Genomic DNA, 12,798 nt, shown 5'->3' with positions numbered 1-12,798 from the left:
ATCATTCTGGCCACAGTTTTGCTTTTGCAATCCTTGAAGCTTGATATCAAACTGCAAGTGTAAACCTCCCCTAAACTAGTGGCATACTTTTTTAGAGTCTTCGGCGTACACTGAGCCAAGAAGGAGAACTCCTGATGAAAAAGTCCCGATACACAGAAACACAGATCGTTAAGATCCTGAAAGAAGTGGAAGCTGGCCGACTGGTTAAAGAAGTCTGCCGTGAGTACAGCATTTCAGACGCCACCTACTACAACTGGAAAGCCAAATATGGTGGTATGGAGGCTTCGGACATCAAGCGCCTGAAATCGATGTCTGCCGATCTCAGCCTGGAACACCGGATATTGAAAGATATCGTTGAAAAAAAGCTGTAAAGCCAGCGATCAGACGTGAACTTGTGAATTATGCGCGAGAGCAGCATGGCGCTAGTTTACGGATGGCGTGTCGCGTAGTTGGCATCAGTGACTCGCTTTAGCGGTATCAGCCGGATAAAGCGCGCGATGACAAGGTCGTCGCCAAGCTAAAGGAAGCCGTTGAACGGTACCCCGCCTACGGATTCAGTAAGCTATTTAAGATCCTAAAACGCTGGGGGCACGGCTGGAACCATAAGCGTGTTTATCGCATTTACTGTGAGCTAAAGCTGAATAAACGCCGACTTGGAAAACGACGCCTACCAGCAAGAAACCCAGAGCCTCTAGCGGCTCCAGCTTAGGCCAACCATTGCGGGTCGATGGACTTTATGTGTGACAGGCGCTTCAGAACGTTTAACCTGGTGGATGACTTCAACCGTGAAGCGTTGGCCATTGAGATTGATTTAAACCTGCCGTCGCAGCGGGTTGTACGCGTACTGGAACGCGTCGTCGCTTGGCGAGGTTACTCAGCCAAACTACGCATGGATAATGGGCCAGAGTTCATCTCCATCACACTGGCCAGTTGGGCGGAAGAACATAACATCGCACTGGAATTTATCAAACCGGGTAAGCCAACACAAAACTCTTTCATAGAGAGTTTTAACCGGACTTACCGCGACGAAATACTCAATATGTACGTCTTCAGAACACTCAACGAAGTTCGTGAACTGACGGATAAATGGGTGACTGAATACAACATAGAACGCCCCCATGATGCGCTGAATAATCTAACGCCATGGGAATATTTAACGAAACATGAGCTGGCCGAAACCTCTAATTATGGGTGTACTTAATTAAGGGAGGTTTACAGCACTACATGCATGAAAGTGTTGTATCCATGACTCAACTATCTTTACTGCTTGGATTCGCAGAACCTAGTATTTTTACTAGAAAATTTAAGTCTTGGAGTGGAGTAACCCCAACAGAATACATCAGGGCTTCGGGAAGCAGATTAAAGTTAAGAAGTTAATCTTGTTGCTCGTCATCAATGGTCCAAAATTTTGCTGTCAATTCGCATTTCCCATTTTGGGGCGCAACCGCCAAATCTACTCTTGTAGATGTCGGAAAACAGAGATTTGAAAACGCAAAAGTATTGTTCACAATGAGCGTACACAGCCCTCTATCCAATAAAACTTGAATATGAAGGTTTTCGTACTTAGGTAGTTCGACCGAGTAATCATGGTTGAATCCACTTTCTATAAGGTCTCGGTGCTCGGAAACAGCTCTAATAGATCTGACGACCGTTTTGTTTTCTTGCTGCGAGACAACGAACTGAAGTTCTTGTTGTTCAAATAAAGAAAGTATAATTGCTTTTGAATCGTTAAACGTAGTATTAAACTCCAAGAATGCTACTTCGGTGTTTAGTGACTTTGTAATTGGTTGACTGCTATCTACTACGAATTCAACTTCCTCGCACGATTTGAACTTGTCATACAATCCTTCAACAAAAGTCTGTTGTAACTCAAATGAGCCTTTTCTCGAGCGACGTATGCTGAGTTTTCGGGGAACAATCATAGCCCCTCTGAATCTAGATGTTGGAGTTGATTTGGCATATTGATGGTTACTCATCCAAGCACTGATGACTCTTTCGTTAGCGCTTGTGCCGCTGAAAGACTGCGTAGCGTAATGGTCTCGACCAAAATCTAACCACCGCTTTTTGTCGTGCCTTTCTACACACGTAAAATCAAAACCATCAAACGTTCCGACAAAGTATTGAGTGCCCGAACCGCCAGCCCAAACACCCTCTCCAATACCTACTATCAAGACCCAGAACAACTCGCCAGAGTCTTCACATTTTAATGGAAAAAGGTCAGGGCACTCCCAAGGACCTTTACTATGGAAACCATATCTGTGTCCGAACTCACTAACTTTTACCCAGTTAATAAGATCCGGTGACCGAAAAATCTCAATGAATTGTCCGCTCGCTAGAACCATAACCCATGCATTGGTTTCGACATGCCAGAACACTTTAGGATCTCTGAAGTCAGGATTACCCTTAGAATACAAAACTGGTTGTCCATTATTATACTTCTTCCATTTGTATCCGTCTTCACTAAAAGCGAGCGCCTGATGTTGTTGAGGTCTAATGTCAATATCACCGTCTATACATTCGTATTCGCTCTCAATGAAAGTCGTGAAGAGAGCTACTATCCCTCCTTTTTTGGGAAATAGTCCTGAAGTGTTTGTGTCATCGAATACTGCCGAGCCTGAAAAGCACATACCACTTTCGTCAGGGTAGAGGGCGACTTCATGCTCCTCCCAATCTACTAAATTTAATGAGGATTGGTGCCCCCAATGCATTGGCCCCCAAAGTGTAGAGTTTGGGTGATACTGATAGAATTGGTGATATCTCCCCTTAAACTTAATGAGCCCGTTTGGGTCATTAATCCAACCAATACTCGAGGTTAGGTGTAGCGAGGGACGGTACTTTTCAGACTTCGACACTTATTCACTCTCCGTCGTTCATAAGGTAAACGAGAGCAGCCGCAGACCATGCCTGTGGTCTACATGCTTCTACATAAGGCAGAATAGGCGTTAATCCTCTAGGGTAACCAGAGAAGAGCTCAGGAAGTCGTCTATCTTTTTGAGAAGATGCAACATCCACTAGAGCTGACTTTACAACACCAAACTCTTTCTCTTTCCCATATCTTTTGAGTCCAGCAGCAAAAATTGCCGTGTCATGAGGCCAGATTGAACCGTTGTGATATGAAATTGGGTTATAGCGTAATTCTTGAGTGCTCAAAGTTCTTAAACCCCAACCGCTCCACATATCTTCTTCGAATAACCGATTTACAAGAACATCGACTTTTTCGTCCAATACGATACCTGACCAAAGCAAATGGCCGCTATCTGAGCTGTTTACATCTAATTGGCAATTATGTTCGTCCACAGCTATAGCAAAGTTATTGTGCTCGGGCATCCAAAATAAGCTATCGAAGGAGTGTTGAAGTTTGTCAGCCTTTTCTTTGTAATACGCAGCTTGCTTAGTGTCGTTCTCATGTTTATAGAAATTCGCGGCAGCTAAGTACGCGGCGTAAGCGTAACCCTGTACTTCGGCTACTGCTAGTGCTCCTTCACCAAGCTTCCCATTTTTATAACTCAATGAATCATGTGAGTCTTTCCAGCTTTGTACCGTCAAACCTTTAGTGTTGCCGCGAAAAACGATTAACCCTCTTTCGTCTTGATACTTTTCCATCCAATGTAATGCGCTTTTCCAGTTGTCCTTAAGCTCATCAACTAGAGAGTAATCTTTTGTTTTCTCGACATAATCGTGCAAAAGAACAATAAACAGCGGCGTGGCATCTGCAGTTCCAAAGTACGTTAAGAACGGAAGTTTTGCTAAGCGGCTTAACTCTGCGTACCGCTGCTCATGAAGAATTTTTCCAGGCTGCTCATCACGATATTCATCAATTTTTGTACCTTGATTTGCTGCAAGAAACTGAAGCGTCCCTCTGGCTAAATCAGGGTATGTATTCAAGAGAAACCACGAAGAAATAATTGAATCGCGACCGAAGGGTGTAACAAACCAAGGTATCCCCGCTGCTATAGTTAGGCCGTGTTCGGTTGATAATAACAGATCATGCAGATCTCTCTCTGCCTGCCTGTAAACTTTCGTATGATCTGGTATCGATTTACTACTTAACCAGTCTTCAGGAATACCCTGAATAGTTGATGCAATTGAATATGTTGAAGTAAATTTTGCATTTATTTTAAGAAGGCGCTTCGACCGAGCAGCTATTGCCATTTGCTCGTTAAATTTAAAACCTTCCAGCTCCAATTGAACTTCGGACTTTACATCATCAGGCGCAATATAGTGAGCATCATAGCGGTTGCTAGACTGATGATGATATACGTCTCGGACACCCTCACTTGGTACATGTCCACGAACTTCAAACATATCGATGAAGTCACTATCTAGTTTGAGCTCCGCTAAAAAAGTATGGTCTTCCAAATCATCGTTAATCAACTCTAACTCATCTGTAAAGCCACCGTCCTTTACAGATAATGTTCTTACGATCATCAGACTTTGTTTGTGTTTCTCGAACTTGCTGAAATACTGTTTTATACATCTACTTCCGATGTATTTAGTGTGTAACAACTCGAATCCTGCAAAATTCCATTCGTACTGGCTTATTACACGGGTGTCTAATACGTATCCACCAGACTCTGAACATGCTATAGCGGCATCATGTCTACTGTTAATTTGACCTTCATCATTGAGAATAAGATAAGTAAAATTTTTCTTTAGAGGGATCACGTAGGCAAGCCTCCTATCCGTTAAATATTGAAAGTTATTAACGCATAGTAAACGTTTACGTAATGAGTTCAAGTGTTATTTTTTATTGTATGCGAGACGATTCTCTAATAACCAAGTTCACTGGCAATACTCTACTCTCTGGTGCGTCTCCGTTTCGAGCTTTATCTAAAAGCTCAACAGCGTTTTTAGCGATCTCGTTAATATCTTGATGTACCGTTGTTATGGTTTCAAAAATGCCGGGAAGATCATCGAACCCAACGATTTTCAAATCATCTGGGACAGATAAATCAGAGTCCTTACAAGCGAGCATGGCCCCATATGCAATATCGTCGTTTTCACAAAAAATGGCGTCAAACTTGGACGAATTGTTTTTGAAAACTTTCATTAGGGTTCGATAAGTCTGAAGTTCAACAGCCATTGAATCATCTATGTAAAGTTGACCTGCAACAAACCCTTTTTCTTGAATGGATTTCTGAAACCCCATAATTCGAGCCTTAGTCCCTTTGCTTCTTAATGCGCTTTCAACTATGAGAAATTCTTGACACTCTTGATTTAAAAGGTGTGAGGCCGCCAGTTGCCCCCCCTGATAGTCATCTGGGCACACCCAGAATTCCCCTTCAACCTGACCGATAGATACGAAAGGCAAAGACGCTTTTTTGAGGCTAGCCACTCTTGAATCACTTTCCTCGACACCAGTAAGAATTACTCCACTTGTATCTCTTACCATGCTATCAAAACTGTCATAAGGATAAATATTTACGATTAACCCCTCTTTGCTTAGAAGCGTATGAATGCTCTCGAATAGAGAGGATATGTAGTGGCCGTGCGGCTTGTCACTTTTGCCTAGGGAGATTGCAACATGACTATTTTTGCCAAACTTTAGACGTCTTGCTGCATCTGATGGCTGATAATCAAGCTCATTGCAAATATCAATTATTCTCTGACGTGTTGTTTCAGAAATTCCGGGTTTACCATTTAATGCGCGAGAAACAGAGGCTACAGAAACTCCAGCGAGTCTTGCAGCTTCTTTGATTGAGTTTTTATTCATGATTCGGCTTTGCAATTGTTCGAAAAGTGAGAATACCAAATCAAAGTTTCAATTAAAATGCTGGAAGTTTAGTAATCGTTTACTCTTGCGGTTGGTTCAACGATATGCAAGTCCTCCTTAATGAAAATTTAGAGATGTTAATGTGTTTCGTTGCAACTGAAGTTGGTGGTGCAGAATTACACTCAGTCCAATGTAAGCCGTTGAGTGAATCATTTGCTGGAAATCGGTCTCGCTATCGGGCAACGGAGCGCTTTCGCTTGGAAGTCTGAATCGACTCAACCTCATTAGACAGGTTCTCGTTTTGATCTTTTAACCTTTTTACACATCAATACAGGCGCTTCATACTATAATTGATGATATTTAAAAGTTTCTTATAACGTAGACTACTAGATAATAGATAACGTTAATAACGATTAACGCAAACTAAATAATCAACTAAACCAAATGTTGTCGAGTCTTAAATTTAATGTTTGAAGAGCGTGCTACGCGGATATGCTGAACTAGAGCAGTAATAGCTTCTTTGGTATAAACTTTATTCCAGAAACAAAAAAACGACTCAAGGTCGGTTTCAGTATCTACTTCTGCAAAGAAGAGATGGTACCAGCGGGCGGGCTTTGATTGGACCGACACTCGGCCGACACGCTTGCGTGGCGATTTGCTGAAATTCAGGCAAAAAAAACCGACTCAAAAGTCGGTTTCAGTATCAGCTTCTAAAAGAAGAGATGGTACCAGTGGGCGGACTTGAACCGCCACGCTATCGCTAGCAGCGGATTTTGAATCCGCCATGTCTACCAATTCCATCACACTGGCATAGTGTATAGACATCAACGTGGTGTTGATGCTTGGCATTATAGCGATGCGGCGCGCCTATACAACTACTTTTTGTGCTTTTTATGGCTAAGTGCCGAAAGATTGTCCAAAGGCGCGCGCTGCTTTAGTCATTTCTTATTTTTTTGTCACTCAGTATAAGCTTACTCTTATCTCTCAATTAATAACTAGGTGTGCCGCTGCTACCATCTCTGCAACGTCCAGTTAATCGCTATAACCGCAATAATTGATGACGCAATTGGCATAATGGCTTTCGAATATAACCTGACGTTTCTAAGTAGGATAAGTATGGGAAGTAGCAGTGCAACTATGGCAAGTTGTCCTATTTCTACACCTAAATTAAATGCAAGCATGTTCATCACCAAACTGCCTGACTGGGCATTTAGGTCGCTAAACACGCTTGCGAATCCCATCCCGTGAAGTAGGCCGAATCCAAAAGTAACAAATCCCAAGCGCATGATAACGGGGTACACGTTATTTAGTGCAGTAATGGCCACCGAAATCGCAATGCCGAGTTCAACAATACGACTATTAAGCGTTATTAAATCAAGAGCTGTAAGGGTCAACGTAATTGAGTGCGCTAAAGTAAAAGTGCTTACCAAAATCACCGTGCTTTTTACAATCCGTTTAATACTTTTTTCTTTTACCCAACGTTTACTTTTTCTAAGTAAGTTAACGGTCAGCAATGTCGCGACTAAAAACAGTATGTGATCTAACCCAATAAAAATGTGCCAAATACCCTGATAAACCATTTCGCTAAACTGTGAAATCCAGTGACTATTTTTAGGAAATACAGATACGAAAGTTTGCTCACTATCAAGTACATGCACACTTGTTTGTTCATTAAGGGTGACGGAAGTAAGCAGTTTATGTGTAGGAAAATCGCTCACTAAACCTGTGTAACGTACAGACACTTCGTTTAAAAAAGCGCAATTCACCGAAAGTGGATATACCAATAATGACTCCGCAGATATGTCACGTATGGAAGGTGATGCAAGACTTACTGTACACCGTGTCTCGCTACCACGAATTATTAGGTGATTTTGAATGTAATCATTCGCTAGATTGTGGTTTCTTTTCACTTCACCCCATGTCAGATTGCCGTCATTATTGGTATCGAGTCCGGCAGCTTGCCCTATGTCTTTGGGTTTTAACAAAAGCTCGCCTGAAAGTGTCTCGCCAGAATCATTTTTTAGGGTTAAATAACCGTTGCTTAGCTCGTGAGAAAGGGTTGGAAAACTGAAAGACGCTACTATGAAAAATACAATAAATCTTATCATGGTTCGTTCGCTGAAATAGTTGAAAGATCTAAGCATTGGTTGATTCACCATTAGCTTTGCGGGCACGCTCTAAAAGCTTTTTGTCACTTAATGCTTGGGCGTACTGCCAATTGATTTCAGCAAACTTGAGGGCCTGCGGGTAATTTTGCTCTATCTCTAAAAAGTAGGTGGCAACTTGTGCCGCGTGCGAGCTATCCTCTCTCCACACTCTAATTTCCATATTTTTTGACAGTTGAGATTGCACCGTTGAGGACGTGATACCCTGGGCACGTTCTGCGATAGCCCATTTCAAAAGCAAGCCGTCATCTGCTTTTTTGATATCGGGTACATTGCGGGCGAGCGTGGTGGTAACAGCCTCATAATTTTTTAATTGAAAATTAGCGTCTGACCATACTAACAGGGCACTTATAGGAAGCTTTTCAAACTCTGTTTGTGATAGATACTCAAGCGCTGCTTCAGGGTAGCCAAGCTGCAGTGACATATCCGCAAGTACTTCATAAAACCACTGGCGTTCAGAAGGCCGAGCATTACTGATATAAGTTTCAAAGGCCTTCAGTTTTTGAAGCAGCCTCGCTTGAGCGTTCTGGGAAAACTCTGCGTTTACCATGCAAGTAAATGCAATGAGAAAGCTTGTTTTCCCTACCAGTCTTTCACAGTTTTCTTTTGCTTTTTTAACATCACCTTGTTGCGTGGCAATATCAGCCATAAGTAAGTAAGCGGCCGGCGAGCGAAAGTAGGCAATTTGTTTTAAATGTTGCTTGGCTTCTTCGAACCTATGAGTGCCTTGTAACAAGCGAGCCTCTAAGATTACTAGGCGTTCTTGCTGCCCAGCATTTAACGATGTGAAGTTTGCTCGCATAGAGTTGGCGAAGCGAGCCACCCGCTCTCTTTCGTCTCCTTTTGCGGAAATATAGCGACTTGATGACAGCACTTTTTCTGCTTCATTCAAGCTTGTTATTGATAACTGTTCAGGCTCCCAGCTTGCTATTACAGTATTGATATCAGAGATTTGTTGTTGAGCGTATATTGAAAAAGTCGAAAGGGTTAGTGATGTACTCGCCAAAATGAACTTCAGAGCAGAGTACTTGATAAACTTCATTGCTACTTCCTTAAAAAAAGCCTTCCTTGGCTTTACGGTTGACACTGGTTATGTGCTAACAAACTCCTGTTATTTGATGCGTGTTATTGGTCTATCAACAAGTCATCAAATGTAGAGTCGTCAGCATCTTGGATGAACTCCCTTCCATTTATTGGTAATGGATCATCCGTTGGCGCTTGATTGAAGGCGTCGCGTGTATAGCTAGAAAGCGATACCTGCTGTGCCTCAATCGTAACGCTAATGGTGGCCGTAACCTCTGGGTTAACACCGTCAGAAACGGTGAATGTAAAGCTATCGCTTCCTGTTACCTGAGCGTTAGGTGTGTAGGTAAAGCTGCCATCAGCATTAACTTCTGCATTACCTAACGTACCGTTTTCACCAAGCCCGAACGTAAGCGCATCACCATCGGCATCGGTAGCTGACAAGGTGCCATCAATCGCAATATCCGCTTGTGTCGTCAACATTTCATCAACGGCTACCGGCGCAGCATTTTCTTCTGGGGCTTGATAGTCGTTATCGTCGTCACTATCGAAACAACCTGAAAGTGCTAATACCAACCCTGAAGCAATCCACATACGGTGTTGTTGACGTTTACCTGACGTTTGCTTTTTAGGCGCAGTTGCATCACTGAGCTTATTTAATAACCTAATCTTCGTAGACATGATGGATCTCCTTATTCAGAGCCAGCAAGTGGTGTTTTTAGGTAAGGGAATGATGTATCAATCATGCTCGCATCTACAGGCGCGCCATCAGTGAATGGTACATTACCTACACTCGCGTCTTCAGGTGCACAAAGGCCAAGGTCTGTGTCTTCGCCTGCAACAGGAATGGGGTAGCATAAACGGCCCATTACTACGCGAAGCGCAATATCAACCACGTCATCACCAGGGCGGCGGCCATTTGGGAAGCCTGCTAAGTCATCGCCTGCTACACCGAAGGTAGACTGTGATTCCGCTGGAGTTGCTGGGATCCCTGTATTTAGGCGCAGCATTTCAGACGCTGTAACCGTAGCTTGCTGGTTAACACCTGGGAAGCCAGTAAGGAAGGCTGTCACCAAGTCCATACGCGGGAAGTTAGTAGGTGCAAGGGTTTCAATATCCGTACCCAGTGTGGTATTCACTGCATCTTTAAACAGAATGTTGAGCAACTCTGGCAGCGATGGGTGAGTGACATAATCTGCAAATTGACCATCTGCACTTGGATGAGAGCTAGAAAACTTATCTTTATCGCCAATACCAATAACAAGCTCGTTAACTAGCGGGCTGCCTAAGCGAGACACTTGTGTCATTGCGCCGCCATTGGTTTCTGGCTTCTCAAACGTGGCATCTGGGTTAAGAATGCGCGCCTGAGGTAAACTTGCCGTGGTCCAGCTACCAATTACGCCATTGCCTTCACCGGTAACACAAGCCTTTGGTACTTCAATAGAGAGAGCAGTCACGTTTTTGTCTACTAAGTCATCATTCATAGCACTTTGTGTAATGCCGCCAGGGAAGCCCTCGCCATCGCCTGCACCCGGTGCGCTATCGCCCTCAACAGGTACATAATTGACCAAGTCGAAGGTTTTGCCTAAGTTAACAACGAAGGGGTCTTTGCGCTGGCCAACAAATACTTTGGCCATATCATCGCAGCCAGGGATGCTGAATGAGTAAATGAAGCTTTCAGCATAACGTGCGTATTCAGCTTCACTGGTAAAAGTTTTGTTACCAATGTAATCAAGGGGCTTTTTGAACATATCGCCCATGGCCGGGGTAAGCGTAGTGCGCGTGCCCGTTTGCATGTCACCGCTTACCATCGTAAGGCTATACATTTCTGAAAAATTCGCTGCGCTTGAATCATCTGCGCTTATACCACCTACATTTTTAAGCGGCACTTTCACCATCTTTTGATCGCCTTCAGGGCCTATTGGCAGGGCAATACCTTCGTTATCTGCAGCGAGCATATTGTTAAATTGGAAAACAAAGCTTAAGTCTTCAACCGCGTCGCCGTCGCTATCGATATGGATGGCATAGTGCGCGTTCGGATCCATCGCAAAATAATTAGGGCCGCCGTAGGCATCTTGCAGTGGAATATAGTTGGCGATGAAAGTCACATAGTCTTCACGGCCTTCTTCATAACTGTTAAAAGCGTAAAAGTCTGTGCTATCTAAGGCTGGGTGACGGGTAATGTTCGGTGCTTCTCTGTGGCTTGATGCAATTGCACCCGCAGTGACGGCGGCGCATGTCACGGCAATAGCCAATGGTAAAGTTTTGCGTTTGAATTGGATCATGTTGGGTCTCTCTGTTTTTTTATGAGTTCAAAAGTTAAACGTCTGAGAATTCATGTTGGATGCAAAAGTTTTTAAAAAAATTAAAATAAAATTTTAGTTAAGTGTAAAAGCAGGTAGTGGGGGAAAAGGAATAACGAAAAAGCGTTAGCAGTTAGAAGAGCAAGAGAGCCCTGAGAGACTACTGGTGAAAACTAAGCAAGCAGCGATAGAAAAATAAAAGGCCACAGATTGTGGCCTTTTGACGGAAAGTTTAGTGTTTAAAACTACACAGACACAATGGGTGCTATGTAAAGTACTTCGGTCGGTGCACCCGTTACCGAGCCACCAGGCGCTTCTAAACTCACTGCCAAAGCCATGATGCTTTGATCTAGCAGTATATCTGGTGTTGCCCTGGTATCTCCATTTGCTTCAGGCATTAGACCAAGGGAAATTGGCGCTTCACCGTTTGCCGGTACCATCCACAGCTCGTAGTCTTTGTCTGCTAGAGCCACGAAAGCATCGGTAACCTTAACATTCATGGTCGTGTCAGATACCTCTATCACCCACAGTGGCGTGTTATCAGCGTTGTTGACTACGGCGATATGGGAAACCTCTGGGGCAGGCGCAGGTTGCATAACAAAAAGCAGTACGGCTAACACCATTGCAGCAGCCGTAGATATAAACGATAAATTTTTCCAGCGTTTCTGCTTTTCTTTCTCAAAGTCAATAACCTCGCCAGACTTACTGGAGGGTTGTGTATCGCTAGCTATGTTTGCGTCGTTAGCGGCTTTATGTCCAAGTTTTACTTGGATGTTTTCCCACACGTTGTCTGGCGGCGTTACAGGCGGGAGCGTCTCCGCAAAGCCGGTTAGATATTGTTCCCATTGGGCCGTTGCATCGCTCACCGCTTGATATTGCATCATTAACTTTTGATAGCGTGTACGCGCTTTACCTCTGAGGGTACCAACAACGTATTCCGCTGCCAGTGCATTAAGTCGTTCTTCTTTCAAATAATTCATAGTGACAGGCACCTCTGCAAGCTCTGCAAGCCTCGTCTTATCCAGCTTTTAATTGTACCAAGGGGCGAGGCCAAGTGACTCACCACTTCCTGGTGAGACATGCCGTTAACGTAAGCTAAGTGAATGGCTTGGCGCTGAGGGCCGTCTAATTCATCCAAACACGCGGCTAATCTAGCTTGCTCTGCACCCAGTTTAACATTTTGTGCGCTTTCTACTCCTGATGGTGCATCATCGTTCAGCTCAACTTCATTTCTTACATTGTGATAGCGAATTAAATCCAGCGCTCGATAGCGTGCAATGCTTACCATCCAAGTTAGCACCGTACCTTTTCCTCGCTGATAATTGCCAGCGTTATGCCATATTTTAATGTAAGCATCTTGTGTGGCTTCATCGGCAAGCTCTGGCCGTTTTAGTAGCTTTAAAGCAACTGCATAAAGCTGTGGGCTGGTTATTTTATAAAGCTCTGCGAAGGCTTTTTTGTCACCGTCTGCTGTTTTACACAGCAAAGGGAACAAAGTTTCATGTTCCATCGTTGCTCCTACCTTTTATTGTTATGGCACCATTTTCACAATGAGACTTACTATTGAAAAGTGCGGCTTCTAAGTATTTAAACT

The 12,798-nt window shown here is 43.6% G+C and carries 10 protein-coding genes, 1 tRNA gene and 1 pseudogene; 2 read left to right on the top strand and 10 right to left on the bottom strand.

All coding sequences use genetic code 11. The features are described 5' to 3' along the window. The first annotated feature begins 134 nt into the window (after positions 1 to 134). Positions 135 to 1,201: pseudogene (locus tag ACYX4W_RS19000) on the top strand (IS3 family transposase). Between the two features lie 23 nt (positions 1,202 to 1,224). Continuing rightward, the gene (locus ACYX4W_RS18995) at positions 1,225 to 1,377 is read left to right on the top strand and encodes an AraC family transcriptional regulator (RefSeq protein WP_474854715.1); all 153 of its coding nucleotides are present in this window, start codon (positions 1,225 to 1,227) and stop codon (positions 1,375 to 1,377) included. Here ACYX4W_RS18995 and ACYX4W_RS18990 read toward each other — a convergent pair. The 10 genes from ACYX4W_RS18990 to ACYX4W_RS18945 form a co-directional block, all read right to left on the bottom strand. Then, complete coding sequence (locus ACYX4W_RS18990) at positions 1,374 to 2,852, bottom strand: glycoside hydrolase family 32 protein (RefSeq protein ID WP_474854717.1); 1,479 nt, start codon at positions 2,850 to 2,852, stop codon at positions 1,374 to 1,376. The two genes, ACYX4W_RS18995 and ACYX4W_RS18990, sit on opposite strands and share 4 nt — an antisense overlap. 4 nt (positions 2,853 to 2,856) lie before the next feature. Next, positions 2,857 to 4,665, bottom strand: coding sequence for an amylo-alpha-1,6-glucosidase (locus ACYX4W_RS18985; protein WP_474854719.1), 1,809 nt, complete (start codon positions 4,663 to 4,665; stop codon positions 2,857 to 2,859). Between the two features lie 82 nt (positions 4,666 to 4,747). After that, the gene (locus ACYX4W_RS18980; RefSeq protein ID WP_474854721.1) at positions 4,748 to 5,713 is read right to left on the bottom strand and encodes a LacI family DNA-binding transcriptional regulator; all 966 of its coding nucleotides are present in this window, start codon (positions 5,711 to 5,713) and stop codon (positions 4,748 to 4,750) included. 723 nt (positions 5,714 to 6,436) lie between these two features. After that, positions 6,437 to 6,523, bottom strand: a tRNA-Leu gene (locus ACYX4W_RS18975). A gap of 200 nt (positions 6,524 to 6,723) precedes the next feature. Next, on the bottom strand, positions 6,724 to 7,821 hold the full coding sequence (locus tag ACYX4W_RS18970) for a HupE/UreJ family protein (protein ID WP_474854723.1): 1,098 nt from the start codon (positions 7,819 to 7,821) through the stop codon (positions 6,724 to 6,726). Positions 7,822 to 7,849: 28 nt separating this feature from the next. Beyond that, a complete protein-coding gene (locus ACYX4W_RS18965; protein ID WP_476074212.1) occupies positions 7,850 to 8,920 on the bottom strand; it encodes a tetratricopeptide repeat protein in 1,071 nt (356 codons plus the stop codon). Between the two features lie 83 nt (positions 8,921 to 9,003). Further along, complete coding sequence (locus tag ACYX4W_RS18960) at positions 9,004 to 9,582, bottom strand: Ig-like domain-containing protein (RefSeq protein ID WP_474805145.1); 579 nt, start codon at positions 9,580 to 9,582, stop codon at positions 9,004 to 9,006. 11 nt (positions 9,583 to 9,593) lie between these two features. Further along, a complete protein-coding gene (locus ACYX4W_RS18955) occupies positions 9,594 to 11,186 on the bottom strand; it encodes a DUF4331 domain-containing protein (RefSeq protein ID WP_474854726.1) in 1,593 nt (530 codons plus the stop codon). A gap of 263 nt (positions 11,187 to 11,449) precedes the next feature. Continuing rightward, positions 11,450 to 12,184, bottom strand: coding sequence for an anti-sigma factor (locus ACYX4W_RS18950; protein ID WP_474854728.1), 735 nt, complete (start codon positions 12,182 to 12,184; stop codon positions 11,450 to 11,452). Then, a complete protein-coding gene (locus ACYX4W_RS18945) occupies positions 12,181 to 12,714 on the bottom strand; it encodes a sigma-70 family RNA polymerase sigma factor (RefSeq protein WP_474854730.1) in 534 nt (177 codons plus the stop codon). The genes ACYX4W_RS18950 and ACYX4W_RS18945 overlap by 4 nt, the downstream gene beginning before the upstream one ends. Positions 12,715 to 12,798 lie beyond the last annotated feature (84 nt).

This window comes from Alteromonas sp. ABH4_454 (genome assembly GCF_056311775.1).
This window is presented reverse-complemented; position numbering and strand designations above follow the sequence as displayed.

Coding starts and splice junctions, on each gene's coding strand:
- ACYX4W_RS18995 (WP_474854715.1), top strand. CDS start 1,225: ATGCATGAAAGTGTTGTATCCATGACTCAACTATCTTTACTGCTTGGA.
- ACYX4W_RS18980 (WP_474854721.1), bottom strand. CDS start 5,713: ATGAATAAAAACTCAATCAAAGAAGCTGCAAGACTCGCTGGAGTTTCT.
- ACYX4W_RS18970 (WP_474854723.1), bottom strand. CDS start 7,821: ATGATAAGATTTATTGTATTTTTCATAGTAGCGTCTTTCAGTTTTCCA.
- ACYX4W_RS18965 (WP_476074212.1), bottom strand. CDS start 8,920: ATGAAGTTTATCAAGTACTCTGCTCTGAAGTTCATTTTGGCGAGTACA.
- ACYX4W_RS18960 (WP_474805145.1), bottom strand. CDS start 9,582: ATGTCTACGAAGATTAGGTTATTAAATAAGCTCAGTGATGCAACTGCG.
- ACYX4W_RS18955 (WP_474854726.1), bottom strand. CDS start 11,186: ATGATCCAATTCAAACGCAAAACTTTACCATTGGCTATTGCCGTGACA.
- ACYX4W_RS18950 (WP_474854728.1), bottom strand. CDS start 12,184: ATGAATTATTTGAAAGAAGAACGACTTAATGCACTGGCAGCGGAATAC.
- ACYX4W_RS18945 (WP_474854730.1), bottom strand. CDS start 12,714: ATGGAACATGAAACTTTGTTCCCTTTGCTGTGTAAAACAGCAGACGGT.